27 protein-coding genes are annotated in these 25,160 nt (G+C 70.9%); 11 read left to right on the forward strand and 16 right to left on the reverse strand.

Features of this window, described 5'->3' with window-relative positions; all coding sequences use genetic code 11:
* Positions 1-102: 102 nt before the first annotated feature.
* Positions 103-1,437: an amidase gene (locus ACIHAD_RS09160; protein ID WP_397353808.1), complete on the reverse strand. Its 1,335-nt coding sequence runs from the start codon at positions 1,435-1,437 to the stop codon at positions 103-105.
* A 241-nt stretch (positions 1,438-1,678) separates the two neighbouring features.
* On the opposite strand from ACIHAD_RS09160, the gene ACIHAD_RS09165 reads away from it, so the two are divergent.
* Entirely contained in the window at positions 1,679-1,981 is a 303-nt protein-coding gene (locus tag ACIHAD_RS09165) for a hypothetical protein (protein WP_397353809.1), read from the forward strand.
* A 259-nt stretch (positions 1,982-2,240) separates the two neighbouring features.
* On the opposite strand, the gene glgC is transcribed toward ACIHAD_RS09165, so the two are convergent.
* Positions 2,241-3,476, reverse strand: a complete 1,236-nt coding sequence (glgC, locus tag ACIHAD_RS09170) for a glucose-1-phosphate adenylyltransferase (protein WP_352329862.1) — start codon at positions 3,474-3,476, stop codon at positions 2,241-2,243.
* A 236-nt stretch (positions 3,477-3,712) separates the two neighbouring features.
* Between glgC and glgA the strand changes: the two genes are divergently transcribed.
* Positions 3,713-4,888 (forward strand): glycogen synthase, encoded by a 1,176-nt coding sequence (gene glgA / locus ACIHAD_RS09175; RefSeq protein WP_397353810.1) that lies wholly within the window; start codon positions 3,713-3,715, stop codon positions 4,886-4,888.
* Between the two features lie 35 nt (positions 4,889-4,923).
* Here the strand turns inward: glgA and ACIHAD_RS09180 are convergent, their stop codons facing one another.
* Both ACIHAD_RS09180 and ACIHAD_RS09185 read right to left on the reverse strand, forming a co-directional pair.
* Positions 4,924-6,075, reverse strand: a complete 1,152-nt coding sequence (locus ACIHAD_RS09180) for a hypothetical protein (RefSeq protein WP_397353811.1) — start codon at positions 6,073-6,075, stop codon at positions 4,924-4,926.
* A 66-nt stretch (positions 6,076-6,141) separates the two neighbouring features.
* Positions 6,142-6,510: a PH domain-containing protein gene (locus tag ACIHAD_RS09185; RefSeq protein ID WP_397353812.1), complete on the reverse strand. Its 369-nt coding sequence runs from the start codon at positions 6,508-6,510 to the stop codon at positions 6,142-6,144.
* 186 nt (positions 6,511-6,696) lie between these two features.
* Here ACIHAD_RS09185 and ACIHAD_RS09190 point away from each other — a divergent pair, with 186 nt between their 5' ends.
* The gene (locus tag ACIHAD_RS09190) at positions 6,697-7,299 is read left to right on the forward strand and encodes a hypothetical protein (RefSeq protein WP_397353813.1); all 603 of its coding nucleotides are present in this window, start codon (positions 6,697-6,699) and stop codon (positions 7,297-7,299) included.
* A 3-nt stretch (positions 7,300-7,302) separates the two neighbouring features.
* Here the strand turns inward: ACIHAD_RS09190 and ACIHAD_RS09195 are convergent, their stop codons facing one another.
* From ACIHAD_RS09195 to ACIHAD_RS09210, 4 genes are all read right to left on the reverse strand, one after another.
* A complete protein-coding gene (locus ACIHAD_RS09195) occupies positions 7,303-7,707 on the reverse strand; it encodes a nitroreductase family deazaflavin-dependent oxidoreductase (RefSeq protein WP_397353814.1) in 405 nt (134 codons plus the stop codon).
* 30 nt (positions 7,708-7,737) lie between these two features.
* Positions 7,738-8,211, reverse strand: a complete 474-nt coding sequence (locus ACIHAD_RS09200; RefSeq protein WP_397353815.1) for a hypothetical protein — start codon at positions 8,209-8,211, stop codon at positions 7,738-7,740.
* Between the two features lie 72 nt (positions 8,212-8,283).
* Entirely contained in the window at positions 8,284-8,832 is a 549-nt protein-coding gene (locus ACIHAD_RS09205; protein ID WP_397353816.1) for a GNAT family N-acetyltransferase, read from the reverse strand.
* 41 nt (positions 8,833-8,873) lie between these two features.
* Positions 8,874-9,641 (reverse strand): sirohydrochlorin chelatase, encoded by a 768-nt coding sequence (locus ACIHAD_RS09210; protein ID WP_397353817.1) that lies wholly within the window; start codon positions 9,639-9,641, stop codon positions 8,874-8,876.
* A 195-nt stretch (positions 9,642-9,836) separates the two neighbouring features.
* On the opposite strand from ACIHAD_RS09210, the gene ACIHAD_RS09215 reads away from it, so the two are divergent.
* Both ACIHAD_RS09215 and ACIHAD_RS09220 read left to right on the forward strand, forming a co-directional pair.
* Positions 9,837-11,135, forward strand: coding sequence for an MFS transporter (locus tag ACIHAD_RS09215; protein WP_397353818.1), 1,299 nt, complete (start codon positions 9,837-9,839; stop codon positions 11,133-11,135).
* 220 nt (positions 11,136-11,355) lie between these two features.
* Positions 11,356-11,937, forward strand: coding sequence for a hypothetical protein (locus ACIHAD_RS09220; RefSeq protein WP_397353819.1), 582 nt, complete (start codon positions 11,356-11,358; stop codon positions 11,935-11,937).
* A gap of 276 nt (positions 11,938-12,213) precedes the next feature.
* Here the strand turns inward: ACIHAD_RS09220 and ACIHAD_RS09225 are convergent, their stop codons facing one another.
* Positions 12,214-13,581: an ATP-binding protein gene (locus tag ACIHAD_RS09225; protein WP_397353820.1), complete on the reverse strand. Its 1,368-nt coding sequence runs from the start codon at positions 13,579-13,581 to the stop codon at positions 12,214-12,216.
* A complete protein-coding gene (locus ACIHAD_RS09230) occupies positions 13,578-14,261 on the reverse strand; it encodes a response regulator transcription factor (protein ID WP_397353821.1) in 684 nt (227 codons plus the stop codon). Before ACIHAD_RS09230 ends, ACIHAD_RS09225 begins: the two co-directional genes overlap by 4 nt.
* Positions 14,262-14,374: 113 nt before the next feature.
* On the opposite strand from ACIHAD_RS09230, the gene ACIHAD_RS09235 reads away from it, so the two are divergent.
* Positions 14,375-15,082, forward strand: coding sequence for an ABC transporter ATP-binding protein (locus ACIHAD_RS09235; RefSeq protein ID WP_397353822.1), 708 nt, complete (start codon positions 14,375-14,377; stop codon positions 15,080-15,082).
* Positions 15,079-17,388: an FtsX-like permease family protein gene (locus ACIHAD_RS09240; protein ID WP_397353823.1), complete on the forward strand. Its 2,310-nt coding sequence runs from the start codon at positions 15,079-15,081 to the stop codon at positions 17,386-17,388. The genes ACIHAD_RS09235 and ACIHAD_RS09240 overlap by 4 nt, the downstream gene beginning before the upstream one ends.
* A gap of 54 nt (positions 17,389-17,442) precedes the next feature.
* On the opposite strand, the gene ACIHAD_RS09245 is transcribed toward ACIHAD_RS09240, so the two are convergent.
* From ACIHAD_RS09245 to ACIHAD_RS09260, 4 genes are all read right to left on the reverse strand, one after another.
* On the reverse strand, positions 17,443-18,384 hold the full coding sequence (locus ACIHAD_RS09245) for a tyrosine-type recombinase/integrase (protein ID WP_397353824.1): 942 nt from the start codon (positions 18,382-18,384) through the stop codon (positions 17,443-17,445).
* Positions 18,385-18,665: 281 nt separating this feature from the next.
* Positions 18,666-19,250: a recombinase family protein gene (locus tag ACIHAD_RS09250; RefSeq protein ID WP_397353825.1), complete on the reverse strand. Its 585-nt coding sequence runs from the start codon at positions 19,248-19,250 to the stop codon at positions 18,666-18,668.
* Between the two features lie 119 nt (positions 19,251-19,369).
* Positions 19,370-19,963, reverse strand: coding sequence for a hypothetical protein (locus ACIHAD_RS09255; protein WP_397353826.1), 594 nt, complete (start codon positions 19,961-19,963; stop codon positions 19,370-19,372).
* Positions 19,964-20,399: 436 nt separating this feature from the next.
* Positions 20,400-20,990, reverse strand: coding sequence for a TetR/AcrR family transcriptional regulator (locus ACIHAD_RS09260; RefSeq protein WP_397353827.1), 591 nt, complete (start codon positions 20,988-20,990; stop codon positions 20,400-20,402).
* 139 nt (positions 20,991-21,129) lie between these two features.
* Between ACIHAD_RS09260 and ACIHAD_RS09265 the strand changes: the two genes are divergently transcribed.
* On the forward strand, positions 21,130-21,672 hold the full coding sequence (locus ACIHAD_RS09265) for a dihydrofolate reductase family protein (protein ID WP_346150023.1): 543 nt from the start codon (positions 21,130-21,132) through the stop codon (positions 21,670-21,672).
* 676 nt (positions 21,673-22,348) lie between these two features.
* Here the strand turns inward: ACIHAD_RS09265 and ACIHAD_RS09270 are convergent.
* On the reverse strand, positions 22,349-23,077 hold the full coding sequence (locus tag ACIHAD_RS09270; RefSeq protein WP_397353828.1) for a site-specific integrase: 729 nt from the start codon (positions 23,075-23,077) through the stop codon (positions 22,349-22,351).
* Between the two features lie 110 nt (positions 23,078-23,187).
* On the opposite strand from ACIHAD_RS09270, the gene ACIHAD_RS09275 reads away from it, so the two are divergent.
* Both ACIHAD_RS09275 and ACIHAD_RS09280 read left to right on the forward strand, forming a co-directional pair.
* The gene (locus tag ACIHAD_RS09275; RefSeq protein WP_397353829.1) at positions 23,188-23,334 is read left to right on the forward strand and encodes a hypothetical protein; all 147 of its coding nucleotides are present in this window, start codon (positions 23,188-23,190) and stop codon (positions 23,332-23,334) included.
* Between the two features lie 96 nt (positions 23,335-23,430).
* The gene (locus ACIHAD_RS09280; protein ID WP_397353830.1) at positions 23,431-23,895 is read left to right on the forward strand and encodes a hypothetical protein; all 465 of its coding nucleotides are present in this window, start codon (positions 23,431-23,433) and stop codon (positions 23,893-23,895) included.
* On the opposite strand, the gene ACIHAD_RS09285 is transcribed toward ACIHAD_RS09280, so the two are convergent.
* Positions 23,883-24,362: a hypothetical protein gene (locus ACIHAD_RS09285; protein WP_397353831.1), complete on the reverse strand. Its 480-nt coding sequence runs from the start codon at positions 24,360-24,362 to the stop codon at positions 23,883-23,885. The genes ACIHAD_RS09280 and ACIHAD_RS09285 overlap by 13 nt on opposite strands.
* Between ACIHAD_RS09285 and ACIHAD_RS09290 the strand changes: the two genes are divergently transcribed.
* A complete protein-coding gene (locus tag ACIHAD_RS09290; protein ID WP_397353832.1) occupies positions 24,345-25,118 on the forward strand; it encodes a hypothetical protein in 774 nt (257 codons plus the stop codon). The two genes, ACIHAD_RS09285 and ACIHAD_RS09290, sit on opposite strands and share 18 nt — an antisense overlap.
* Positions 25,119-25,160 lie beyond the last annotated feature (42 nt).

The following is a 25,160-nucleotide window of genomic DNA, read 5'->3' on the forward strand; positions in this document are numbered from 1 at the left end:
GCCGTGGGCTTCGGCCTGGCCGACGGGAATGGCGCCCCCCGGCCGGACACGGGCCCCCGCCCCGGGCGCGGCCTACGCCGGGCCGACCCGGGGCCCACCTTCTCACCCGCCCAGCGAGCCGGCCACCCGGAACAGCAGTTCCTCCCGGCCGGGACGGCAGACGAGCTGCAACCCGACCGGCAATCCGTCCACCGAGCCCGCGGGCACGGTCAGCGCGGGCAGGCCGAGCACGTTCCACGGGCTGGTCAGGGCCAGCAGCGCGGCCCGGACGGCGACGGCCCGGCCGTCCAGCTCGGTCTGGCGCAGGTACAGCGGCGGCGCGACGAGCGGCACGGTCGGCAGCGCCAGCACGTCGTGGCCGTCGAACAACGCCAGCGCCGCGGCGGCCAGCGCGGGCCGCTCGTCCAGGGCCTTGACGTACGCCCAGGCGGGCAGGTCCATGGCCGCGCGCAGCCGGTCGAGCACCTCGGGCTCGAACAGCTCGGGCGCCCGGGCCATCCGGTCGGCGTGCACGGCGACGGGCTCCGCGCCCTGGATCGTCGCGTACGTCTCGCGCAGTTCCTCGGCCAGCTCCATGGGCAGCCGGACCTCGTCCGCCCCGGCCCCGGCGGCCGCCCGCGCGACCTGCGTCACGCGCGGATCGCAGGGCGTCAGGACGGCGGGATCGACCCACCCCACCCGCACAGCCTCACCCGCGCCGCCCGGGGCGGCCGGCGGCCCGCCGGCCGCCAGCCGCCGGTAGGCGACCAGGCAGTCCAGCGGCTCGGCGGCCAGCACGCCCACGTGGTCGAAGGTCCGGGACAGGGGGAACACCCCGCCGGTGGGGATCGCGTCGTAGGCGGGCTTGAACCCGGCGATCCCGCACAGAGCGGCCGGGATGCGGACCGACCCGCCGGTGTCGGTGCCGAGCGCGAGCGGCACCATGCCCGCCGCCACGGCCGCCGCGCTGCCGCCGCTCGACCCGCCCGACATGCGCCCGGGGTCGCGCGGGTTGCGCGAGGGGCCGTTGGCCGAGCGGTCGCCGGTGGGTCCGTACGCGAACTCGTGGGTCGTGGTCTTGCCGACGATCACCGCTCCCGCCTCGCGCAGCAGCGTCACGCAGGCGGCGTCGGATTCGGCGACGTGGCCGGCGAAGTGCCGCGACCCCATCGTGCAGGGCAGGCCGGCGACGTCGATGAGGTCCTTCACACCGACCGGCACGCCGTGCAGCGGGCCGCGGTCGGCGCCCGCGGTCAGCTCCTGGTCCGCCCGCCGGGCGGCGGCCAGCGCGCCCTCCGGGTCCACGGTGACGAAGGCGCCGAGCGCGGGATCCAGCGCGGCGACCGCGTCGAGCGCCAGCCGGGCCAGCTCGGCGGCGGTGGTCCGGCCCGCGCGCAGGTCCCGGGCCAGGTCGGTGACGGAGCGGCCGGTGAAGGGGCCGGGCGGTGTGGGCGGCATGAGGTCCTCTCCGAACGGGGCCCCGCCGGGAGCGGACGGGCGTCCGGAGCAGACTAGTCGAACGCGCGTCCCGGCCCCCGTCGGCATGCCGGGGCGCGCTTCCGGAGTGCCAGGAGAAGGCCGGACATCGGCGGCCTGCACCGGAAAGCGCCGAGTCGTTTCCTGGCGTGGCGTTACACGGCGGTACGAAGACGATTACGTACAGTGAGCAGCGATGTCACTTCGTGATCCAGGGGGATTCATGAAAGCCAAGCTCATCGTGGCGGGCGGCTTCGCCGTCGCCGCGCTGTTCGGTATGGCGGGGGCGGCCAACGCCAACGTCCACGACCACTCGGAGAAGTGTGACCTGAGCACCTCCGACGACTCGACCGCGCTCCGCATCACGCCGTGGGGTGTGTCCGCCGGACACCGTGACGCCGACGCCTGTGAGCACCGCAGGGACTACTACGGGCGTCCCCACGACGGCTACAACTGGGGCTCCTGGCCGGGCCGCGGCTACTGGCCCGGCGGGTGGGCGTACGGCGGCGTGGGCGCCGGCATCTGACGTCGCACCATCTGAGCCCGGGCCGCGCGGTGCGTGGCCCGGGATCACGCGTTGCCGGGTTCCGCTGACGGCCGGCCGGCCGCACCTCCCACCGGCGTCGGCGCGCCGACGAGCAGGACCGGCGGGCCCGTGACGTGCGTGCCGCCGCGGCGGCACGTTTCCACGAGGACGAGGGCGGTCGCGCCCGCTCGCCGCCCCGCGACGTCCCCCGACCGGCCGGCCCTGAGCGCGGGCACGCGCGTGGACCGGACGCCCGGCCCTACCGGTCGACGATCTCGTTCTTGCCGATGACCACGACCCCGCCGCGGGTCAGCGCGAAGCGGGTGCGGTCGTAGTCGAGGTCGAAGCCGATGCGCGCGCCGTCGGGGATCACCACGTTCTTGTCGATGATCGCCTTGCGCACGATCGCGCCCCGGCCGACCTTGACGTTCTCCATCAGCACGGAGTCCTCCACCAGCGAGTGCGAGTGGAGCACGACCTTCGGCGACAGGATCGAGCGCATCGCCATGCCGCCGGAGACGATCACGCCGGGGGAGACCAGCGAGTCGATCGCCCGGCCCACCCGGTCGCCGTCGTTGTGCACGAACTTGGCCGGGGGCAGCGGGTCGTGCCCGGTGAAGATCGGCCACTTGTCGTTGTACAGGTTGAAGATGGGGTGGGCCGAGATGAGGTCCATGTGGGCCTCGTAGTAGGCGTCGAGGGTCCCCACGTCGCGCCAGTAGCCGCGGTCGCGCTCGCTGGAGCCGGGCACGATGTTGTTCTTGAAGTCGTAGACGTCCGCGCCGCCGGACTTGACCAGCATCGGGATGATGTTGCCGCCCAGGTCGTGCTTGCTGGTCGGGTCGAGCGCGTCCTCGCGCAGCGCGTCGATCATGGCCTGGGTCTTGAAGACGTAGTTGCCCATCGAGGCGTAGACCTCGTCGGGGGAGTCGGCCAGGCCCACGGCGTCCTTCGGCTTCTCCCTGAAGGCCACGATGCGGCGGCCCTCGGGATCGGTCTCGATCACGCCGAACTGGTCGGCCAGCGACAGCGGCTGGCGGATCGCCGCCACCGTCACGTCCGCGCCCGAGTCCTCGTGCTGCTCGACCATCTGCCGCGGATCCATGCGGTAGATGTGGTCGGCGCCGAACACGATCACGTGCTCCGGCATCTCGTCGTAGATCAGGTTCAGGTTCTGGAACAGCGCGTCCGCAGAACCGGAGAACCAGCGCGGCCCGAGCCGCTGCTGGGCGGGCACGGGGGTCACGTAGTTGCCCAGCATCGCCGACAGCCGCCAGGTACGGGAGACGTGCCTGTCGAGGCTGTGGTTCTTGTACTGGGTCAACACCACGATCTTCAGGAAGCCGCCGTTCGCGAGGTTCGACAGCACGAAGTCGATCAGCCGATACATCCCCCCGAACGGCACCGCCGGTTTGGCCCGATCCGCCGTGAGCGGCATGAGCCTCTTGCCCTCTCCACCTGCCAGCACAACCGCAAGCACCCTCCGGGACCTCATGTCCAGGACGCTACCCGTAAATGGCAGATCTATCGACGAAACCGCGCACTGTGCTGTGCTCCCGTGTCCGGACATATCCGCCTAGAGCATGGGCCGGACTTACCGACATTGGGCTGTATCGATGTGTTCCCTATGCCTTGCGCCGGTTCACAAGTGCGGTGCCGGAGTTGATGGTCACCGCGAAACTCGCCGCTCGGTGGGGGGCGCCGGGCCCGGCTCGTCGTAAGGTCGTGGGCATGCGTGTTGATCTGCTCAGCAGGGAGTACCCGCCGGACGTCTACGGCGGCGCCGGGGTGCACATGGAGTACCTGGCCAGGGAGCTGCGCGAGCTGGCCGACGTCCGGGTGCGCTGCTTCGGGGCCGATCGCGAGGAGCACGGCGTGTCGGCCTACCGGGTGCCCGGCGGCCTGGAGCGGGCCAACGCCGCCCTCCAGGTGCTCGGCGTCGACCTGGAGATGGCCGCCGCCTGCGAGGGGGCCGACGTCGTCCACTCCCATACCTGGTACGCCAACTTCGCCGGGCATGTCGCCAAGCTGCTCCACGGCGTGCCGCACGTCGTCACCACCCACAGCCTGGAGCCGCTGCGCCCGTGGAAGGCCGAGCAGCTCGGCGGCGGCTACACGGTCTCGTCCTGGGCCGAGCGCACCGCCCTGGCCGCGGCCGACGCCGTGATCGCGGTCTCCGAAGGCATGCGGCGCGACGTGCTGGCCGCCTACCCCGAGATCCCGCCCGGCAGGGTCACCGTCATCCACAACGGCATCGACACCGCCGAGTACGCCCCCGACCCCGGCCTCGACGTGCTGAAGAAGCACGGCGTCGACCCCGACCGGCCCTACGTGATCTTCGTCGGCCGCATCACCCGCCAGAAGGGCCTGGTGCACCTCCTGCACGCCGCCCGCTCCTTCGACCCGGCGGCCCAGCTCGTCCTGTGCGCGGGGGCGCCGGACACGCCGGAGATCGCCGCCGAGGTGACCGGGCTGGTACGCGGCCTCGACCGCCACGGCGTGCTGTGGATCTCGGAGATGCTGCCCAAGCCCGAGGTCATCCAGCTCCTCACGCACGCCTCGGTCTTCGTCTGCCCCTCGGTCTACGAGCCGATGGGCATCGTCAACCTGGAGGCGATGGCCTGCGAGACGCCGGTGGTGGCCACGGCGACCGGCGGCATCCCCGAGGTCGTCGCCGACGGCGAGACGGGCCTGCTGGTGCCGATCGACCAGGGCCCCGACGGCACCCCGCACGACCCCGAGGCGTTCGCCGCCGACCTGGCGAAGCGGGTCAACGAGCTGCTGGCCGACCCGGCGCGGGCGGCCGAGATGGGCCGCGCGGGCCGGGCCAGGGCCGTCGAGCACTTCTCCTGGGAGCGCATCGCCCGGCGCACCCTCGACCTCTACGCCTCGCTGCGGCGTCCCTGAGCGCATGGGCCGTAGACCCCAGGGCGATCGCCCGGTCAGCGGGTGAGCCAGAGGGCGGGCCTGGTCAGGGCGCCCTCGGGGCCGGTCCAGCCCGCCGCGTACACCTCGGTCGTGCCGGGGCGGCGGGCCAGGGCGGTGACCGTGCCGGGGACGCTCGTCGTCGTCCAGCGGCCGGCCGCGTAGTGGTGCAGGCGGGAGCGGGTCGAGTCGAGCACCCACAGGCCCGCCCGGCCGTCGGGTTCGGCCTCGGTGAAGGCCGCGCCCTCCGGGCCCCACCGGCACCGCCAGGCCGAGCCGTCCCAGTGCAGCGCCAGCGGGCGCCGGCGTTCCAGGGGTTCGCCCTGCTCGTCGTACTCGTCGGGCGGGAACCAGGACAACCCGCCGACCACCCACACGTCGCCCGGCCCGAGCACCGCCACATCGCCGAGCCCCGTCCGGGCGGAGGCCGCGCCGCGGGGCGCGGCCGGCTCGGGGAGGGGCACCGCCTGCCACGCGGTGCCGTTCCAGCGGGCGGCGGGCTCGCGCGCGGTCTCGCCCACCGCCCACACGTCCGCGCCCTCGCCGCCGAGTGCCCGCGCCGGAGCGGGCAGCCGGTACGCGCGCCAGGCCGAGCCGTCCCAGCGCAGCGCGTCGCGCCCGGACACGGCCCACGGGCCGCTCGCGGCGGTGCCGTGCAGGCCGATGGCGGAGGCGGCCTCCTCGGGCGCCGTGGGGGCGCTCACGGCGCCGTCCGCGACGCCGGCGACCAGGCCGGGACGCTCGTCGTCGCCGGTCCCGAAGGCCCACGCCCGCTCGTCCGAGAGCGCGCCGAGCGCGGCGACCGTCATCCCGGACGGCAGCGCGTACGTCCGCCAGCGGGCGCCGTCCCACCTGCTCAGCCCGCCGGAGGTCGTCTCCATCCCGGCGGCCGTCTCGCGCTGGACGGAACGCACCGCCCACACCGCCCCGTCGGCGGAGACCGCGAGCCGGTCGAGCGTGCCGTGCCCCTCGCCGGCCGGGACCGCCCGCCACGGCGACCGTACGGGCTCGGCGCGCAGGTCGTCGCCGCCGGGCCCGGAGCAGCGGGCCGGGACCTTGGGGCTGGCCGCCGGAGCGGCCGGGGCGCCCCGCCCGGAAGGCCCGGCGCAGGCAGAGAGCGCCATCAGCAGGCCGAGGCCGGCCGCGCGGGCACGTACGGAACGCCCCACCTCGCCCCCTTCGCGATCACCGGCAGAATACGCTCACCCTGCCCAGGAGACCGCGCGTGACGCCGATCAGGTCTGCGAAATGTAGTGGAGGATGACGTTGTGCACGTGGTGGGCCTTGTTGTCGCCCCGGAAGTCCACCTCGTAGGTGTGCGTGCCGACGTGGATGGCGATGGCGCCCGAGGAGAAGAACCCGCCGGCCAGGGACTTGTTGCTCACGACGCTCACCGCCGAGATCTTGGCGTACGGGATGCTGGTGATCGCGACGCGCTTGCCCACGAACGACTTGTCCTGCACGATCACCCGCCGGTCCGTGAGCCCCAGGAACCCGGTGCCCGCGCCGATCGCGTCGTAGACGGCGATGATCTGCTCGCCGGGGAGGAGGCCGCTCTCGATCTGCTTCAGCTGCTCTTTACGGTCGTAGGGGATGTCAGCCATGCCCGGTCAACGAACGGGACGGCCGCCCGCGTTCCACGACGGCTCCGGGATGGGCGGACGGGTCGTGCGGGAGGTCGAGCAGGCACCGGCACGCGCCCGGCGGCCGTGGCAGGCCGAACAGGGCGCGGACCTGGGCCGGAGGAGGCGGCGTCGGTCAGAGCCAGGGAGCTGGCTCCCGGAGTCGAGATGCTGGCCCGCTTCCACGGCGGGCTCGCCGCGGGCGCGGCGGCGATGCTGGACGGGCGGCTCGACGTGTCGTTCGGGCGTTTCGCCGGGCTGCCCGCCGACGTGCGCGCCCGGCTGTCGCAGGTCCCAATGCGCCTGAACCGCCTGGCCGTGCTCGTGCCGGAGGACCATCCGCTGGCCGAGCCGGACGCGGTGCCGCTCGGCCTGCTGGCCGGCTTCCCGCTGGACGTCATGGCAGGGAACGCCGGCACGCGGGAGTGGAGCGACCTGGGGGAGCGGCTGGCCGGGGCGTTCGGGCTGCGGCTGGCCCGGCCGCGCGCCGCGCCCGTCGGGGCCGCGGAGATGGGGCACTACCTGCGGCGGCACCGCGAGCCCGTGCTGGCCGGCGTGCAGATCGGCGGGATACCGGGCGCGGTGACCAGGCCGCTGGTCGAGCCCGTGCCGCTCGGCCTGGAGAACCTGGTGCATCCGAAGGCGCTGCGTCACCCGGGCCTCGCCGCACTCCTGGCCGCGGTGGCCGAGCTGGGACGGGCCCGCCACTGGCTGCGCCGCCCGCCGGACTCCTGGCTGCCCGAGGCCGACGAGGCCCTGGTGAGCGCCTGACGCCTACGTGGCGCGCTGGAGCACGACCACCGGGATCCGGCGGCCGGTCTTCTCCTGGTATTCGTCGTACTGGGGCCAGGTGCGGGTCATCGTCCGCCACATCTCGGGCTTCTCCTCCTCCGAGGCGGTGCGGGCGCGGGCCTTGAACCGGTCGCCCTTGACCTGCACCTCGACGTCGGGATGGGCCAGCAGGTTCTTGTACCACTGGGGATCGTCGGGGTCGCCGCCCTTGGAGGCGACGACGAGGAAGTCGTCACCGAACCGCTGGTAGATCAGCGGCGTGGTGTACGACTTGCCGGAGTTACGGCCCTTGGTGGTCAGGAGGAGGACGGTGGTGTTGTTCCAGTCGTGCCCCTCCGCGCCGTCGGTGGCCTGATAGCGCTGCACGTGTTCCTTGCCATAGAGCATGCCTCTGGACTACCCCGCGCCGGGGTGTCCTCACCGGGCGGCGCCGACCAGCTCGGCGGCCCGCGGGGTGGCGACGTCGAGGGCCGAGTCGGGGGTGCGCTCGCGCACGTCGCGGTCGCGGATGGCGAACACGGCGGGCGCCGCGCCCACGTCGCCGTAGCGCTCGGTCACCGCCGCGCCGATCGCCCGCCGCACGTCGCGCACGACCTCGCGGACGCCGCGGCCGGACCCTGAGGTGGGCACGGTGGTGGGCACGGTGGTGGGCACGGTGGTGGCGAGGTGGCCGAGCAGCCCGGCGAAGCGCAGCTCGTCGTCGGCGGCGGGCCGTTGCCCCGGCAGGACGGGCCGGTCGAGCCAGAACACCTTGCCGGACAGGGACGCCTCGTAGCCGTCGGGGCCGAGCACCCGCGCCGTGCGGGCCAGCAGCTCACCGAACTCGGCCAGGTCCGCGTGCGGCGGGAGGTCGGTGGTGACGAACAGGGGCACGATCAGCGAGTCAGGCATGCGGCTATCCCTCCGTGAGGAGGCTCATCGTAGGACGTGCCACCGACAATTCCGCTCTTCGCCACTCGCCGGCTAACGCTCGGTCCACTCGTCCTGGAGCGCCGCGTGCACGATGGAGTCGCGCCAGCCGTGCGGGGTGTGCACGTGGTGCCGGATCCGTCCCTCCTCGACCATGCCGGCCGTCAGCATGGCGAGCTGGGCGGGCAGGTTGGCCGGAGACCTGGCGCCCCAGACGCGGTGCAGCCCGAGCTGCTTGAAGCCGAACGACAACAACAGCCGCACGAGGTCGGTGCCGATGCCGCGGCCCCACTGGTCGGGATGGAGGCCGAAGCCGATCTCGGCGCTGTGGGGCAGGTCGGGGTCGATCTTCAGGCGGGCCACGCCGATCACGTGCCGCCGGTCGGCGTCGACGACGGCCAGCACGTAGAGGCGGCGCGGCTCGGCGGCGGCCGCCTCGACGGCCTGGCCGACCAGGGCGGCGACCTCCTGCACGCTGCGCGGCGCGAACGGCATGTGCTGCGTGGCCGCCGGATCGCCGTACACGGAGTGCAACGGGACGGCGTCGGCGTCGGTGAGGTCGCGAAGTGCGATTCGCTCGCCGATGACCATCACGCGCCGCATGCGCAGAAGGTAACGCGACTGTAGTGATCTTTACAAGGGTGTCAAGTCGCGAGCTGACTGCCGTAAGCCCGCGCGACAAGTTCGGCGACGGCGCTGTGCGCGCCGAGCGGCTCGGCGTGACCGGCTTCGACGGCGGTGGCGGCGCGCTCCACGATCTCCACGGGGGCCTCGTGACCGATCATGCAGGGCGCGATGGCCAGCCGTTCGGCCCCGGCGGCGCGCAGGCGCTGGGCGGCGACGTCCACGCCGGGCGCGCTGTCCAGCGAGGCGGCGACGACCGGCAGCGTGAGCCTGGAGGCCAGCAGCACGGCCGTGGCCTGGACGGCGTGCACCGCGCGCTCGCCGCCCACCGTGCCGAGGATGACGGCGTCGACGGGGCTGGAGACGTTGAGCAGGCGGACGCGGTCGGCCCTGGCCAGGCCGCGCTCGGCCAGCCTGATGTGCAGGGCCTCGGCGAGCAGCGGGTGGGGGCCGAGCGCCTCGGTGGCGACCGCGCCGGAGCCGCCGGCCGCGATGGCCTTGCCGATCTCGGCCATGACGACCGGGTCGTCCCAGGTGAGCAGGGGCACCACGACGGCGTCGCGGCCCGGGGGCAGCGAGTCTGCCAGGTCGGCGACGGCGGTCAGCCGCACCTCGATCTGCGGGTTGTCGAGCCGTACCACGGCCGCGATCTCTTCGGCCACGCCGCCGGTGCCGCCGGGGGTGGCCAGCACGAGCATGGGCGCGTCCGGCGGCAGGGACGTGGGCACGGGGCGGCGGTGCCGGCCGCCGCCGGGCCGGGGGGAACGTTCACGTACAGGCAGGCTCACAGGCGCGCAGTTTATGCCTATTCGCGGGAGGTTGTTCTGCGAATCGGGAGCGATTCCGTCACAACGGGAGGGCTGTGATCGAGATCACATCGTGACCGCCGCCGCCGTTGACGGACACCCTTGAAAAGGGAAACCCTGAGGCCACTAGAAACGCGTTCTAGAGCGACCGTCACACACCGTCCCCGGAGGATGGGAATGAAGCCGTTCTATGTCCGCGAGCTGAGCGTGTACCCGGTCGGTCGCCGGCGGATCTTCCTGCTGGCGATAGCCGTGCTGGCGAGCCTGGTGGCCAACTTCGAGACCACGCTCGCCACGATCCTGCCGCTGCTGATGAAGGACCTGGGCATGTCGCTCACGGTCTACGGACTGCTCGCCGCGGGATCGGTCCTGATCGGCGGCCTGTCGGCCGGCGTCGGCGGCATCCTGTCCGACCGGTGGGGACGGGTCACGCTCCTGGTGCCCACCCTCACCGTCACGGCGGCCTGCAACTTCCTGCTCGCCACCGTGGACACCGTGGCGGGGCTGTTCTGGGTGCGCTGCCTGATGCTGTTCATCGAGGGCGCGGGGATCACCATCACCGCCTCCCTCGTCCGCGACTTCTCGCCGCGTCTCGGCCGCGCCCAGGCCTTCGCGTTCTGGACGTGGGGGCCGGTCGGGGCGTCCTTCCTGGCCTCGTTCATCGCCGGGTTCACGCTGCCGCTGTTCGACAACGCCTGGCAGTCGCAGGCGATCATCATGGGCGTCGTCTCGCTGGCCATGTGCGTGGTCATCGTCTGGAAGATCGCCGAGCCGTCGGCGGCGCTGCGGGCCCAGGTGCTGGACGCCGAGGAGGCCGTCGCCGCCGAGGAGAAGGTCGACGCCGGACGGGTGCGCGAGCTGTTCAGGCATCCCCACCTGTGGGCCCACGTCCTGGGCAACACCGGCTGGCAGGTGCTCTACTGGACGTTCGCGATCTTCGGGCAGACCATCCTGGTGGAGGCGTTCGGCCTGGAGCCCGCGGGGGCCAACCGGGTCGTGGCGCTCGGCATCGTGCTCAACGCGGTGGCCGTGGTGGTCGTCGGACGGGTCTCCGACCGGCTGCGGCTGCGCAAGCCGTTCACGGCCGCGGGCACCGCGCTGACCGTCCTCACCCTGGCCTACTTCATCAGCTTGGTCGGCCCCGGCGTCTCCCCGGGGCACGTCACCGCCGTCTACGCGCTGCTGTTCCTGTTCATGGGCATCGCGTACGTCCCGTGGATGGCCAACTTCTCCGAGAACGCCGAGGACGTCGAGTCGCGCCTGCAAGGCTCGGCGCTGGGCATCTGGGGCATGGTCGTCCGCGTCATGATCGTGGTGCTGCTGGTCGTCTCGCCCATGGTGGTGGCCGCGGGCGGCTGGGGCACCTGGCTCGCCGTGGCGCTGGCCGGGCAGGTCGTGTTCCTGGCCTCGATGGCGGCGTTCAAGGGCGACTGGCGCAGGCGCCGGCGGATGACCGAGACCGAGACCGCCGTCTGAACCGGCCCGCGTGGGCGGCGGTGGCAGCCGCCGCCCACGTCTTCGCGGCCTTCCCGCCTTCCCCTCCGCCTCAGGCGAAGGGGCCCACCTGGCCGGGCGGCCTCCTGGCGGTGCCGCTCTCGCCGGCGGCGAACGGCACCCGCCATCCCCCTACCTGGAAGCTGGACGTCAGCCGGCGCATCACCGCCCGGCGACGCCACCTGAGACTGGTGGAGCACCCTTGAGCCGCATCGTGTTCCTCGCGACCACGCGCACAGGCAACGACCACCGCCGCCACGAGCTCGTCCAGCGGGCCCTCATCGAGCGCGCCGACACCGGCCGCGAGACCACCCACACCTGGTGGATCCGCCCCACACGCCTGCCTGACGCCGACCCCGCCGAGCTGCAGCGCACCAAGTACTTCGACCGCCCCCAGTACGCCGAGGACGCCGTCGCCATCGACCACCAGCTCGGCGGCGTCGCCAGCGCCGTCGACCCGCGCACGGTGGCCACGATCGTCTCCAAGCACCTGTTCGGCGCCACCGTCGTCACGATCGACCCCGCTCACGACCTGCCGTTCCTGTCTCGATACCTGACCGGCTTCGGGCAACTGGCCGCCTGGGCCACCAGCTACGACATGACCCCTGCCGCCCGCTGGGCCATGTACGGCCTGCGCCATGGCTGGTACGCCGCCGCACGCCACGCGGGCCTCGACGCCATCCCCGCCCCGCCCCTGGACTACGACCTGCTCGACAGCCATCCCGGCGACGCGTTCGTGGTGGCCGTGCCCCGCCAGCCAAAGAAGACCCTGGACAGGGCGTAGTCGGGGCGCGGGTCGGTGGTTTCTTTATCGTGGACGGCCTACCGGCCCCGGGCTGTGGACGCCTCGTAGGCCTTGGCCTTGGCGGCCAGTTCCTCCAGCACCTCGACAGCGCCCTCCAGCCCCTGGGTGGCCGCGGTGATCTGGTCAGCGTACGACCCGGTATGGGTGTCGGGATCACGCGGGCGTCGTCACCTGGAGCCCCAGAGGCGGCAACACCTAGCGTGCAGCGGTGCCGCATCTGGTCTCCTGGTGTCATAGCCGCCTTGCCCGGATCTGTCATCGTTTGCCAAGGGTGAAACCGACGATGGCTCCGCCGTTGGGCCGGTTGGCGGCGAAGGGGGTGCCGCCGTGGCGGAGTGCGACGTCTTTGACGATGGCAAGGCCCAGGCCGGATCCGGGGAGTGCGCGGGTGGCCACGGCGCGGTAGAAGCGGTCGAAGACGCGCTCCAGGTCGTCCTCGTCGATGCCGGGCCCGCGGTCGCGGACTTCGATTCTGCTGCCGTCCGCGATCAGTTCGATGGGGTGGGTGCCGTCAGGGTCGAATTTCGCGGCGTTGTCCAGGAGGTTGGAGATGGCGCGCTGCAGTGCGGCGCGGCGTGCGGTGACGACGACTGGGATGGCGTGCACCAGGATGTCCCGCTGGGTGCGTCGGCGAGCGGTGGCGGCGACGTGCTCGGCGAGCTCGGCGAGCTGGAGGTCGACCGGCTCCTCATCGTCGCGTTCGTGGGCCGCCAGCTGCACCAGTTCGTTGACCAGGTGGGTCAGCTCGCGCGCTTCCTGGTTCAGGTCGTTGAGAAGGTCGGCTTGGGTTTCGGGCGGGAGTTCGCCGAAGCGCTGCAGGGTCGAGACGTTGGTGCGCAGGCTGGTCAGCGGGGTGCGCAGCTCGTGCCCGGCGTCTTGGACGAGGCGCTGCTGGTCCTGTTTGGCGCGGGCGAGCCGGCCGAGCATGTCGTGGAAGGAATGCCCGAGTCGGCCGATCTCATCGTCTCCGGTGACGGGCACGACCAGGTCCAGTTTGCCGGTGGAGGCGACCTCCTCGGTCATGGCGGCCAGCCGCGTCAGGCGGCGGGTTATCCGGCGTGCCAGCCACCATCCCGCGGCTCCCGCGATGACGATGACGGCTCCGGCCAGCAACATGATGTACTGCTGGAGCTGCGACAGCAGGGTTTGTGTGTCGCTGAGTCGCTGGGCGATGCGGATCGCGCCGCGACCGTCGCCGAGCGCCACCGTGGCGGTGCGATAGCGGGATCCGCCGAGGGCGACCTCGCGCTGGTTGCCCGCTCCGGCGCGCTGTTCGGGGGCGAGGACGCGGTCGGCTCGGTCGAAGGGGAGCGGAACGGGGCGTTCGCTGCCGACCGGGTTTCCTTGGGGTCCGAGGACCTGGATGGAGATCCGCGTGGCGCGCAACAGCTTGGGCAGGACGTTTTGGCGTGGGTTGTCAGTGGTGAAGTCCTCGGCCGTGAACCGGCCTTGCCGTACCTGGACCTGCAGGTCGTTGACGACCCCGGCGAAGACGGATTCCTCATCGGCGCGCACCATGCCGGCGGCGGTCTCGTAGCTGAGCCCGCCGACCACCGCTGTGGCCAGGGCGACCAGGCAGGCGAAGGCGAGGGCCACGGTGGTGCGCAGGCTGCGCCGGGTCATGGCTGCCTCAGCGTGTAGCCGATCCCGCGCACGGTGTGGATCAGCGGCGGATGTCCGGGCGGATCGAGCTTGCGGCGCAGGTAGCCGATGTAGACGGTGAGGTTCTTCGACCCTGGACCGAAATCGTAACCCCAGATGCGTTCGTAGATGGTGGAGTGTTCGAGCACGATGCCCTCGTTGCGGGCCAGCAGTTCCAGCAGGTCGAACTCGGTGCGCGACAGGGCCAGTTCCCGCGCGCCGCGCCAGGCGCGCCTGGCGTCGGGATCCAGGCGCAGATCGGCGATCTGGAGCACGCTGTTGTTTTCCTCTCCGGCGCCTGCGCGGCGCAGCAGCGCGCGCAGGCGGGCGAACAGCTCCTCGATGTCGAACGGCTTGGCCATGTAGTCGTCGGCCCCGGCGTCCAGGCCGGCGACCCGGTCGGAGGTCTCGACCCGGGCGGTGAGCATCAGAATCGGCGTACGGTCGCCCTCGGCGCGCAGCACCTGGCACACGCCCAGTCCATCGACGCTGGGCATCATCACATCCAGCACCAGAACGTCGGGGCGCTCTCGGTGCGCGGCGGCCAATGCCTGCACTCCGTCAGGCACAGCGATCACCCGGTACCCCTCCAGATGGAGGGCACGTCCTAGAGACTTCCGGATGGGCCCGTCGTCCTCAGCGAGCAGCACGGTGTACGTCACCTGCGAATTGTGCCAACTTCGCCGCTTTCGTCGCGGTGGGGGGCGATCTTTCTTACCGTCCTCTTTCCCGGCTCACGCTGGGCTCTCGCCTCGGCGGGCCACGCTGGCGAGCCATGAATGCAGACACCATCGCTCAAGAGCCCGTCGTGCGGGTCGACGGCCTGCTCAAGAAGTACGGCGATGCCGCGGCGCTGAACGGCGTGTCACTCCAGATCCGCCCCGGGGAATCGGTCGCGGTGATGGGACCCTCGGGCTGCGGCAAGTCGACCCTGCTCAACATGGTCGCCGGCCTGGACCGCCCGACCTCGGGGAGCATCGTGGTCCAGGGTGAGGACCTGGGCACCATGAACGAGACCAGGCTGGCCCTGTTCCGGCGCAGGCACATCGGCATGATCTTCCAGTTCTTCAACCTCATCGACGACCTGCCCGCCCTGGACAACATCGCCCTGGCCGCGCAACTGTCCGGAACCTCCGCCCGACAAGCGCGCAAGCACGCGCACGAGCTCCTCGAGAAGCTCGGCGTGGCCCACCGCGCGGACAACTATCCGGCGACGCTGAGCGGTGGGGAGCGGCAGCGCGTCGCCGTGGCCAGAGCCCTGATGAACCGCCCGGCCCTGCTGCTGGCCGACGAACCGACCGGCGCCTTGGACAGCCGCTCGGGCGAACAGGTGATGAACCTGCTGAACGACCTCAACAGGCTCGGCCACACCCTGCTGATCGTCACCCACGACCCGCGCCTGGCCTCCCGCTGTGCCACCCGCCTGATCGAGTTGGCCGACGGCCAGGTGCTGTGCGAGAGCATGCTCGAGCCGGCCTCGTGAGCGCGGTGTGGCGAGCCGCCCGCGCGGCGGCATGGCGGCGCAGGCTCCAGACGGCGGTGATCGGGCTGGTCGTGCTCTGCTCGGCCACCACGGCCATGCTCGCGCTGGGGCTGCTCGACGCCGCCTCCTCTCCCTTCGACAAGGCATTCGACGAGCAGAACGGCGCCCACGTGGTCGCCTCCTTTGACACCTCGAAGGTCTCTCGCGCGCAGGTGGAGGAGACTACGCGCTTGCCGGGCGTCGAGGCCGCGGCGGGTCCGTTCGACCAGATGGTGCTCGCGGTTCCCAAGGGCGCGCGAGCCGTCCCGGCGGGCCCGCTCACGGTGGTGGGCAGGGCCGACCCCGGGGGCGTGGTGGACCGCGTCCAGATCGTGCACGGGCGCTGGCCGGCCGCTCCCGGCGAGGTCGCGATCAACCAGCGTTTCGACGTCCCGCCCAAGCCCGGAGCCCTGGGCTCGAAGCTCGAACTCCCCGGGGGCGTGGCGCTCACCGTCGTCGGCTTCGCCACCAGCATGAGCCAGTCCGCGGGGGCCTGGGTCGTGCCCGAGCAGCTGACCACGTTCAAGCCGCCGACCGCCCAGATGCTTTACCGATTCACCTCCGCCGCGACACAGGAGCAGGTGCGTGCGAGCCTGGCCGGCGTCACCGCGAAGCTGCCTCAGGGATCGCTGGACGCCTCCCGTTCCTATCTGTCCATCAAGGCGGCCTTCTCCGGGCCGAGCGACGACTACCTGCCCTTCATGTCGCTCTTCGGCGTCCTCGGGCTGGTCGTCTCCGTTCTGATCGTCGGCAACGTGATCAGCGGCGCGGTCATCTCGGGCTTCCGGCACATCGGCGTGCTCAAAGCCCTGGGCTTCACGCCCAACCAGGTGGTCGCGGTCTACCTGGTCATGGTCTGCCTGCCCGCCGTGACCGGCAGTGTTTTGGGCACCGCGCTCGGAGGCCTGCTCACCGCCCCGGTGCTGGAGAGTGCCTTCGAGGGGGTCGAGACCGGCACCGCCGCTATCGCCGTCGGTGCCTGGGTGCCGGTCGTCTGCCTCCTCGGCATGCCCGCCCTCGCCGTGGTCGCCGCGCTGTTCCCCGCCCTTCGGGCGCACCGGCTGCCCGCCGCGCTGGCGATCAGCACGGGTGGCGCGCCACGCGCCAGGCGCGGCCTGCGGATGCAGCGCCTGCTCGGCGGGACCCGGCTGCCCCGCTCGGTCAGCCTCGGCCTGGCCCAGCCGTTCGCCCGCCCAGGACGCTCGGCCATGACTATGGCCGCCATCGTGCTCGGGGTGACCACGGTGACCCTCTCCACCGGCTTGACCAGCACGATCCTCGCCTTCAACAAGGCCAGCAGCGGCGGGAAGATCACCGAGTTCTTCGTGCGCGCCAACAGGCCGGGGATGGGTGCCGCGCGCAAGCTGAGCGATCCACAGTCCGAGGCGATGCTGCGCTCCCTTCCCGGCACCCTCACGGTCACCGCCGGCGTCTTCGTGGGCGTGGACCTCGCCGGACAACGGCAGCCGCTCGACGTCCAATTCCTGCGGGGGGACACGCCGGGCCTGGCCTCCAAGATCGTCAGCGGGCGCTGGCTGGAAGGGCCGGGCGAAGTCGTCGTCCCGCCGGCCTTCCTGTCCCAGCGCGGGCTCAAAGTGGGCGACCAGATAACGCTGGTGCTGAAAGGCGAACAGACGCGGGCGAGCATCGTCGGCGAGGCCATGGAGGGCGGCCCCCGCTTCATCTGGTCCTCATGGGAGACACTGCACACGCTCGCCCCGCGGCTCCAGGCCGACCTCTATCAGGTCCGGCTCAAGCCCGGCACCGACGCCAAGGCCTACGCCCAGGCGGTCAAGGCCGCCGACCCCGGCCTGCGCGCGGAGATCGACGCGGACAAGGGCGAGTCCATCGACACCGCCACCGTGGTCGGCTTCTCCTCGGTGTTCACCGTACTGCTCACGCTTGTGGCGGCACTGGGCGTCTTCAACACCGTCCTGCTGAACACCAGGGAACGACGCCGCGACCTGGGCATGCTCAAATCGATCGGCATGACGCCGTGGCAGGTCACGGCGATGACGACGACCTCCATGGCGTTGCTGGGCGCGGCCTCCGGGCTGCTGGGCATCCCGCTCGGGATGGCCGGGCACCGCATCGTCGTGGACAACGTGGGCTCAGTCGTCTTCCCCGACTCCATGAAGGCCGTCTGGCACGTGCCGCAACTGGTCCTGCTGGCGTCGGCGGGCGTCACGATCGCCGTCCTCGGCGCGCTGCTCCCAGCCAGGTCGGCGGCACGCCTGACGATCGCCAAGGTTCTGCACAGCGAGTAGACACCCGTCACGGCCCGGAACTCCTATAGCTCCGGCGAGCCGCCACTCAGTTGATCAGTGGGTACGGCGACGGGGCGCCAGCACCTCGGTGACCTTGGCGATGGCTTCGGCGCCGGGTTTGACGTAGCGCATCGCGGTGCGGGGGTTCTTGTGCCGGGTCTTGCCCATGATGAGCTGCAGCGGGACCTCGGCCTCGCCGAGGTGGGTGGCGGCGCTGTGGCGCAGCTGGTGCAGGTCGAGCCCGGCGTACTTTTCCAGCAGGACGCGGGCGCGGTCGTAGCCGAGGCGGGCGCGGCCGGTGTGCGGGCAGATGTCGGCGGCGGCCGGGCGGCGGGCGGGGACGGGGCGGCGTTCGGACAGGAACAGCGGGCCGTGCGTGCGCGTGCTGCCGTCCGGGAGCCGGAGTAGCCGGGGCAGCAGGTGGGCGGTGCCGCTGTCCCAGTACACCCACTCGACGGCGCCGCCCTTGGACCGGACGGGGGCGCGCCGGTGCTCCAGGTCGAGGTCCTCGACGTTCAGCGCCAGGATCTCGGCAGCCCGGGCTGCGGTCTCGTAGAGCATCCGCCACAGCGCCCGCTCACGTAGCGGGATGTCGCGGCGCGACAGCAGTCGATGGATCGTGGTCTTGGCCACGGCACGGGTCTCGTCGGCGCTTTCCCTGCGGCGTTCGGCGTCGGCCGGGACCGATGGCGCGGCCCAGTGCTTCTTGGCCTGGCACCAGGCCAGCCAGGAGGCGATGGCGGCGCGGTTGCGGTTCCAGGTCGCCGGCGCGCTCGCTCCCCACAGCTCGGCGAGCGCGCCGCCGATCTCGGCGTCGGCGATCTCGGCGAGCGGCCGATCGCGGCCGAGCAGCGCAGTGACGCGGTCGACGGCCGAGGCGTAGGCGCGGTGGGTGTTGGGGTTGGCCGTGCGCGGGGTGGTCAGGAAGGCGTCGGCGGCTGCGGCGAGGGTGACGTGCCAGCCGCGCAGGGCGGAGACTTTCGGCCCGGCGCTCATGTCGGCCGCCGTGCGACGTTCGCCGCGATGTACTGGATAACGTGCCGGAGTCGCGCAGCGCCCCGGCGAAGGGTTCTCCTGGTCGCCGCGCCGCCATGATCGCTCATGTACGTGGTAATAGGCCATTATCACGTACATGCATTGACGGGACGCCGGACCACGATCTTGTCGTTGCCCGCCCTGAGTCGGGGATTCGGTTCCGCCCTTCTGCGGATTCCACCTGATCGGCCTGGAACTCCTATAGCTACGGCGAGCCGCAAAGTAGAAGTTGATTCCGCGTTCTACCTGGGGCTTTCCTGGCCATGGATGATGCGGTGGATGGTGGAGCGTCCGACGCTGTACTCGGTGGCCAGGTCGGCCAGGGACACCTCGCCCTCGGCGTAGCGGCGCCGGATGGAGCGGCGTGCGGGCTCGGGCAGTTTGGGCTGCTTGCCCTTGAGCTTGCCGTTCTTCTTGGCCAGGGCCATGCCCTCGCGGGTGCGCTGGTGCCCGATGTTCGCTTCGAACTCGGCGACCATGGCCAGGGTCTGCAGGAACAGCCGGCCGAACGGGTCGTTCCAGTCGTAGACCGAGCCGCCCAGCCCGAACAAGACGCCGCGGCCGGACAGGCCCGTAAGGATGTCGTTGGCCTCGGCCATGTTGCGGGCGAACCGGTCGAACTTGGTGACGGTGAACACCGATCCGTCCCAGACGGCGGCGAGGGCCTGGTCGAGGCCGGCGCGGTTGCGGCGGGTGGTGCCGGAGAAGCCGCGATCGACGTAGATTCGGTCTTCGGCCACGCCGAGCGCGAGCAGCTGCCCGGTCTGGACGATCACGTCTTGTTCGTCGGTGGAACAGCGGGTGTATCCGACGCGGGGGGCGTTCACGGTCTCCAGTGTTCCGGTTAGGCCCCCTTCACCGGAACAGCTATACGGAACACCTCTACCACCGCCTCGAACCTTTCGGTTACCTCACCCTGGTGCGGCGATTCTTAACGGCCCCCCGGTCAAGGTGCCCAGGGCAGCCGTACCGCCTCGATCTCGGAGTCTTTCAGCAGTGCGTCGATAAGCGAGGCGGGCCCGGCCACCTTGGTGGCCCACAGGTCGTAGTCGGTGCAGATGACCCACGAGCGGTCCTCGGCCCAGAAGTTGGATGGGCTGAAGTCGACCTCGGGGTTGTCGTACAAGATCTCGGCATCGCCGAGGCGACCCGCACGCACCTGGAGGTTGTCGAAATCGGTGGCCCCGAGCATTAGCGGGCTGTAGTAGGCCAGGGAGCGGGTGCCCGCGCCCGCAGGGCTATAGGCGCGAAGCAGTCCGATCAGGCGGTTCCAGGTATCGCGGTCCATGCTGCCCTCGGTCGGCGGAGCGATCGTGATGGGCCAGCTGCCGTTGATAGGGACGGAGGGGAAGCAGCGGTAGCAGGGCAGGAGGCCGTCGGGGACTACCGGGTCGCCGCTGCGTTGCGCGAGGTCGGCCCAGCGCAACCGTTTCCACATGAAGCCGGTGAGCCCGTCTCCGGCGAGTTCCCGCAGCCAGTCGGCGGCACTGGACGGTGCGAGCGGCCACCTGGCCGGCAGCGAGATCGATGACTGAGGCATCCGACTGTTATCCCAGACCAGGGGGAGATCCGCCTCGTAGAGCCTCGGCGCGGCCGGGGCCCACTGGCGACAACGACCCTGGCGTGGTCTAGGGGCATGACGAGCATCCGAACGAAAATTCCCGTTGGCAGCGCGGAGTTGAGCGGCTTGCCGTGACTTTCCGTTCGGATATGTCTCGCCGAAGGGTTTTCGCAGGTCACGGCCTATGCGGCCGGGTGGCCTCGGCGGCTGCGACGCGAGCGGCGTACACCCGGTGCGCCTTGCGCTCAGCCGGGCCGGCGCTGTCGGCGGCGGCAGCACTTTGCTCCAGCATGGCGCGGTGAAGTGCAAGCGGGGCCACCATGCGGACCGAATAGCCGGGACCGCGGCGGATGTTCCGTCCTGAGACGAGGGCCAGGCGGACGACCTCGTCCCCGGCGATGCGCAGGAAATCACGTCAGGGAGTTGCGAAGCGCGCGGCGATCGTCCGGGCTGCTTCGTCGACCGCTCGCGACTGCTCTTCCTTGGTGATCGACCACGTACCGTGCGTGAGGCGCGGCCAGAAGATCGCGGATGCGATCATGCCGAGGAACTGTGCGGATGCCAGATCCGGATCATCGATGTCGGCGCTTCCTGCGGAGTGTGCCTCCCGCAGATAGCGCCCCAGCGCCTGCAGCACAGGCAGCGTGCCGAAGTCGAAGGTCCGCTCGCGCAGTTCGGGGAAGTGGTGCGATTCGGCGATCACGGTTCGCATCAGGGCGACCATGTGAGGACGAGTCAACAGTTCCGAATACGCGCGACCTAGCACCACCAAGCCCGCGTAGAGGTCGCCGGTCGGGATCTCGACCGGTTCCGGAGCCGACGATCCGCCTGCCGCGAGCACCGTTGCCTCGAAGAGCTCGGCCTTGGTCGGGAACTGCTTGAAGAGCGTCGCCTTGGACACCCCTGCGCGCTCGGCGACACGTGCCAGTGGCGTGCGGTCGTACCCGAACTCCAGGAAGAGCTGCGCGGCGGCGGCGAGGATCGCCTCGCGATTGGTCGCGGCCACCGCACGGTGGTACGAGGAGCGTCCACGTGTCATCCGTTCAGTATCTCATCGAGGTGAGTTCCTTGACTCACCATCACGAACACGATTAGGTTAATAGAGGCGAGTCGATCGACTCACCTCTCGGAGATAGGAGCGGCTTATGGCTACCGTGATCGTCCACGCGACCATCACTCTTGACGGGTTCATGGCAAAGGAGGACGGCGGGGTCGACTGGATGTTCGGCCGACCCTCCGCTCCCGAGGATGACGCCGTCGTCGAGACAGTGATGAGCCGGATCGGCGCGGTGGTCGGCGGCGCGAACAAGACCCAGACCATCGAGGACGGCGAGATCCCGTATGGCGGCATGCTGAAGGTCCCGGTCTACCTGATGACCCACAGCGCCCATGAGCCGATCGAGCGCGACGGCACCACGTACAACTTCGTCGTCGACGACATCAACGAGGCCGTCAGGCTGGCCACGCAAGCGGCCGGGGACGGCTGGGTCAGCCTGCTCGGAGGAACCATCTCACGACAGTGCCTGCGGCTCGGTCTCGTCGACGAGCTCCACCTGGACGTTGCGCCGGTGCTGCTCGGCGACGGCATCTCGCTGTTCGCAGGCCTTGGGCGGCACATCGAGCTTGAGCGCCTCGATACATCAGCCTTCGCGAGTGAGGCTCATCTTCGCTACCGAGTCCTCCGTTAGTCAGAGTTGCAGGTCCTCCGAGCTATCGGGTCCGCCACGAGCCCTCGTCACTTGTCCGAGCCCCGCCCGCCCCGACCCTAAGCGGGTTCCGGAACCCGCGTCCCGCGCTTGCCCAGACAGCCGGTGCACCCAAACCCTCCAGGCCCGGCACTGGACGCCCACCCGGCATCCCCAACCGTCGGCCAGTACCCCACTTCGACGTTGGCAAGCCGTCAACGTGTTCGTCCCAGCCCATCCAGATGAACAGGTTGGGATCCCAGCTTCGGGCGTGCTCGATCGTCGCCGTCTGCATGTGGCTGTGTTTGCTGGCAACGGTCATGTTGAAGCCGGTGACGAACCCCGTCACGGGGTCGACGCTCAAGTGTCCGACCTGCTGGCCCGACAGGCTGCGAAGTGGCGTCGGGGCATGATGTCCGTGACGGGTGTGCCCAGGGAGCAGCCTCATTGGCCAGCAGGTCGCTCTCTCCATCCGGGCGCGCACTCTGCCCTCCCGGGTGGCGAAGAAGACTCGGTCCCCGGCCTGTACGCGGGCATCGCCGGTCCCGGCCACGCCCCTCCGGGCCCCCTCGGCATCCTGCTCGTCCTGACCACCGGCGCGGCCGGCGTGATGGGCACCCTGGCGTGGTGGAGGAACGCCGATCACGACCGCTGACCCGAGCTGATGCTGCCTCCTGGTTCAGCGCCTGCTGGCGCCGGGCGCGAGCAAGCTGGTGAGCTCGGCGATCGATTCCGGGGAGGGCTTGAAGTAGCGGCGCAGGTTTTCCGGCTTCTTGTGCCGGGACTTGGCCATCAGCATCAGCAGGCTCGCTCCGGCCTGCCCGAGATGGGGCAGGGCCGAGTGGCGGAACTCGTGCAGGTCCCAGCCCGTGCCCGGACCGCCGACGGCGGTGTGCTCATCCAGCAGGGCACGGGCCTGCCCATACGACAGCCGGGCCAGCCCGGTGTCAGGGCACACGTCCCGCGAGTTGACCACCTTCCCGGGCCCGGGGCGGCGGTGGGTGAGGAACACCGGGCCGCGCGTGCGGCCCTTCAGCAGACGAGGCAGCTGCCGGGCGGTGCCGGCATCCCAATACAGGGTCTCCAGCACGAAGTCCTCACGCACCTGGCCGCGACGGCGGGCCTTGGTCCGTGCGCCCTTGGCCTTGACCTGACATCGGCGCCCCGCGAAGTCCAGATCCTCGATGTTCACGCCCAAGATCTCTTCCGACCGGCCGGCGCTCTCATACAGCATCCGATACAGCGTCTTCTCCCGAAGATGCACCTCCCGGCGGGCGATCAACCGGTCGATGGCGGCCCGCGAGCGGACCGGGGTATCGGAATCCGGCACCGTCAGCCGCTTGGTCCAGGCCGGGATCACCGGCGCCTCGTGGCCGCGCTCGCGGCACCAGCCCAGCCAAGACAGCACCGACGCGCGGCGGGCGTTCCAGCTGTTGACCGCTGCGGTGCCCCCACAACGCCTCCAGGGCCTCGCCGACCTCGTCGTCGGCGACCGAGGCGGAACGCAGTCTGTCGTGGGTGCTGCGCGCCCGCCGCAACATCCGTGATCACGAGCGGCAGCCCCAGAACAGCGAAATGATGATCACCTGGTCGGCGATCACCCAGATGACGCGCCGTCTCACCCGCAGCGCCCGCGCCAGGTCATCCTGGACAAAGGTTTCGTGACCGCGCTGCTGCGGGTTACCGTGTCTCGAAACCCATCAAACGAGACAGGCCGATCCGCAGCCATACGGCCACGAAACCCTTGGTGAGTTGCCTCTTATGGGATCTCAAACCGAGCAATGCCTGAACTGCGAAGCGCCATTACCTCCGCCTATCGACCGCGGCGGCCGGTCCCGCAAGTACTGCTCCGACACCTGCCGATGGGCCTTCGGCCGCACACGCGCCAGACGTTGGCGTCCCCTCACCCAGCGCCACCAACGCCAGGACGACACCCGCAAGCAGCGCCGCCATCTCCGTGACCAGGCCGAACACCTCGGTCAGGCAGCCGGGAAACTGGCCCTGGATCTGCACGCGGAAGACCTCGCTCCGCCCACCCAGCAGACCGGCTGGAAACTGGGGTCCATCGCCGGCTACACCGCCGCCGCGCTGCCCCTGCTCGCCCAGGCCCGCGCCGTCCTGGCCGCGGCCGTCACCGCCGACCGAGCGGCTGGGGCCATCTGGGACGAGATCGCCGCAGTTTTGGATGTCAGCCCTGACACCGCCGCTCGCCGCTACCGCGCCTGACTATGGCGAGCCATCCGATCGTTGGGCGCGGCCAAGAGGATGAAGCGGTGGGCGTGAGCAGTCAGCACGCCGCCACGCTCCATCTGCTCGTGGAGAACACGCAGGCGGCGGGCATAGCGGTCCACGTCGAAGTCCGGCACCTGCCACGAGACAATCCGCAAGAACAGCACGAGCGCGCCCACGTCGTGGAACGTTGTCCGCACCTGCGCCTCCTGGCTCCACGTCACGATTAGTCCGGCCTCGGCCAGCGCGGCGCTGGCGCGCGCGAGATCCCAGTCACGGGGGGAGAGCGGAGGTGTGCCCAGGGCTTGGTTGACCTCGTCGAGGTTCTGGCCGCCCACCTGCTGGGTGATGAAGAGGCCGTCGCTGGTCAGGACTCGGCGGATCTCAGAAGGGTCATAGGACTCGTGCCGGCTGGCGGCGTCGATGTCAGGGCAGAGTCCGACGGCATGCTGGTGATCTTCCATTGGCGTCGAGATCCGAACACTTACGCCATCAAGGTCGAGTTCCCGAGAGGGGCAGCGAGTCCGTGGACCGGCGGTTCGTACACCGGTCTGCCGGTGACCTCGCCGGATGGATGGGCCGTAGACTTCGCCTTCCGCCTTAGGCTGGAACTCGATACCGGGCTGGTCCGTCGAAGCGGCCGGACGATTCGAGACGGGTATGTCTTGTTGGACGTTCACGATGACACAGACGTCTGGCCCGCCGGGTTCTTCATCAGTCGGGTTTACCTCAACGCCCTTGAGCTCTCGGCCTCGCCGGATGACCTCGAGAGGGTTCATTCCATTCTCGGATCGCTGCCGGCATCGGTTTCTCCGCCTCTGTCCGAGGCCGGCGCCTGGCTGGCTCGGGCCGGGATGGATGTCACCATTCCCAAGCAACTGATCGCCGAGGCCAGGCTTGCCTGCTGGCTTCAGGCCTACGTCGACAACGCCCGCGGGGAACCTTTTGTCGGTCAGGCCGCCGCGTCCTGGGAGGACAAGCGACGCACCATCGCCCGTCTCGACCTGGTGCACATCCAGCCCGGCGTCCCATCAGGGGTGCGTGATGCCCTGGTGCGTCTCGTGGTCTGCGAGGTAGCCGAGGCCGGCGCCCTACGCGTGGTCACCGCGGTCGACGATCCCGAACTCCAGGGACTGGGGTTCCGGCCCGCGAACGGGGGCGGCTTTGCGCTTCACACTAGGAGCACTGAACCGCCATGGGACCCCGCGGCCGGAACCTGACTCAAGGCGCCTCACATCCGAGGCTGACAAATCCGGGCCTGC

The organism is Nonomuraea sp. NPDC052265 (assembly GCF_044547985.1).
Classification (GTDB): Bacteria; Actinomycetota; Actinomycetes; order Streptosporangiales; family Streptosporangiaceae; genus Nonomuraea.

Excerpts from the sequence above, each read along its gene's own strand:
- ACIHAD_RS09160 (WP_397353808.1), bottom strand. The coding sequence starts at position 1,437 with ATGCCGCCCACACCGCCCGGCCCCTTCACCGGCCGCTCCGTCACCGAC.
- ACIHAD_RS09165 (WP_397353809.1), top strand. The coding sequence starts at position 1,679 with ATGAAAGCCAAGCTCATCGTGGCGGGCGGCTTCGCCGTCGCCGCGCTG.
- glgC (WP_352329862.1), bottom strand. The coding sequence starts at position 3,476 with ATGAGGTCCCGGAGGGTGCTTGCGGTTGTGCTGGCAGGTGGAGAGGGC.
- glgA (WP_397353810.1), top strand. The coding sequence starts at position 3,713 with ATGCGTGTTGATCTGCTCAGCAGGGAGTACCCGCCGGACGTCTACGGC.
- ACIHAD_RS09185 (WP_397353812.1), bottom strand. The coding sequence starts at position 6,510 with ATGGCTGACATCCCCTACGACCGTAAAGAGCAGCTGAAGCAGATCGAG.
- ACIHAD_RS09190 (WP_397353813.1), top strand. The coding sequence starts at position 6,697 with ATGCTGGCCCGCTTCCACGGCGGGCTCGCCGCGGGCGCGGCGGCGATG.
- ACIHAD_RS09195 (WP_397353814.1), bottom strand. The coding sequence starts at position 7,707 with ATGCTCTATGGCAAGGAACACGTGCAGCGCTATCAGGCCACCGACGGC.
- ACIHAD_RS09200 (WP_397353815.1), bottom strand. The coding sequence starts at position 8,211 with ATGCCTGACTCGCTGATCGTGCCCCTGTTCGTCACCACCGACCTCCCG.
- ACIHAD_RS09205 (WP_397353816.1), bottom strand. The coding sequence starts at position 8,832 with ATGCGGCGCGTGATGGTCATCGGCGAGCGAATCGCACTTCGCGACCTC.
- ACIHAD_RS09215 (WP_397353818.1), top strand. The coding sequence starts at position 9,837 with ATGAAGCCGTTCTATGTCCGCGAGCTGAGCGTGTACCCGGTCGGTCGC.
- ACIHAD_RS09225 (WP_397353820.1), bottom strand. The coding sequence starts at position 13,581 with ATGACCCGGCGCAGCCTGCGCACCACCGTGGCCCTCGCCTTCGCCTGC.
- ACIHAD_RS09235 (WP_397353822.1), top strand. The coding sequence starts at position 14,375 with ATGAATGCAGACACCATCGCTCAAGAGCCCGTCGTGCGGGTCGACGGC.
- ACIHAD_RS09245 (WP_397353824.1), bottom strand. The coding sequence starts at position 18,384 with ATGAGCGCCGGGCCGAAAGTCTCCGCCCTGCGCGGCTGGCACGTCACC.
- ACIHAD_RS09255 (WP_397353826.1), bottom strand. The coding sequence starts at position 19,963 with ATGCCTCAGTCATCGATCTCGCTGCCGGCCAGGTGGCCGCTCGCACCG.
- ACIHAD_RS09265 (WP_346150023.1), top strand. The coding sequence starts at position 21,130 with ATGGCTACCGTGATCGTCCACGCGACCATCACTCTTGACGGGTTCATG.
- ACIHAD_RS09280 (WP_397353830.1), top strand. The coding sequence starts at position 23,431 with ATGGGATCTCAAACCGAGCAATGCCTGAACTGCGAAGCGCCATTACCT.
- ACIHAD_RS09290 (WP_397353832.1), top strand. The coding sequence starts at position 24,345 with ATGCTGGTGATCTTCCATTGGCGTCGAGATCCGAACACTTACGCCATC.
- ACIHAD_RS09285 (WP_397353831.1), bottom strand. The coding sequence starts at position 24,362 with ATGGAAGATCACCAGCATGCCGTCGGACTCTGCCCTGACATCGACGCC.